Raw genomic sequence first — 1,076 nt, 5'->3', positions numbered from 1 at the left:
AATTGATCCATATTGGTGCCGATTTCGGCTACAATCGTTTCAGCCGTTCGTCTCGCCACTCCGGGAATCGTGTCCAGCAGTTCCAGGTCTTCTTCAAAAGGGAGCATACGCCTCTTGATCTCTTCGTCCAGTCTGCCGATTTCTTCGTCCAGATAATCGATGTGCCGCAGTTGCGCCGCCAGCATCAGCTTCTGATGGTTTCCCATCAATCCAAACAGGGCGCGTTGCAACTCTTGTTTTTTGTTTTTCAATCGCCGCTGCGCCAATTCTGAAAGCAATTCCGGGTTTTCCTCGCCGGCGATCATCGCTTCGATCATGGCTCGGCCCGATTTCCCAAGCACATCGCTGGCGACAGACGACAGTTTGATGTTGGCGCCTTCGAGCACTTTTTGAATACGGTTGACTTCCCGCGCCCGTTCGTCGATCAGGCTGCGCCGATAGCGAATAAGTTCACGCAGTTCCCGCTGGTCCCGGTTCGGGATGAAACTGCCCTGCAGCAAACCATGACGAAGCAGACTGGCAATCCATTCGGCATCCTTGACATCGGTCTTACGCCCGGGCACATTCTTGATGTTCTTGGCATTGACGACAAGTGCCTGGATGTCCTCAAGCTCCAGCAGGTTGTAAATGGGCTTCCAGTACGAGGCGGTGCTTTCCATCGCGACATGGGTGCAGCCGTTGCTTTTGATCCAATCGACAAGCAGGATCAGGTCATCGGTCATCGTGGAAAAGGTACGGATTTCTTTGGTTTCCGGTGTGATCACACAGGCCACCACGTTCTTCTTGTGAACGTCCAGCCCGCAAACGTGGGTATAAACGACGTCCATACAGCAGAACTCCTTGCGGCGGTATGGATTGAGGGCTGGTGCAACAACCGTCGAACGATTATTCTATCCTGCGTGCTCCCGATAGGGGCAACAATCTGTGGTGCACCTGGTCGCTGGGGTTCTGTCTAAACAACGGGCTCGTAAGCACCATAGTTCCACGACCTCCCTTCGCCAGCCGCAAGTCCATTATACCGCACGCACTCTATTTTCATCATCTGATGGTGCCGCGTCAGCGGCATGGGGGTCTAA

1 protein-coding gene is annotated in these 1,076 nt (G+C 53.8%); it reads right to left on the bottom strand.

From position 1 onward, the window contains the following. A partial coding sequence (locus AC4ED1_RS14620; protein WP_490939860.1) for an IS110 family RNA-guided transposase occupies window positions 1-827 on the bottom strand: 827 nt, incomplete at its 3' end. Window positions 828-1,076: the final 249 nt, after the last annotated feature.

The organism is Effusibacillus sp. SKA8 (assembly GCF_058273125.1).
This window is presented reverse-complemented; position numbering and strand designations above follow the sequence as displayed.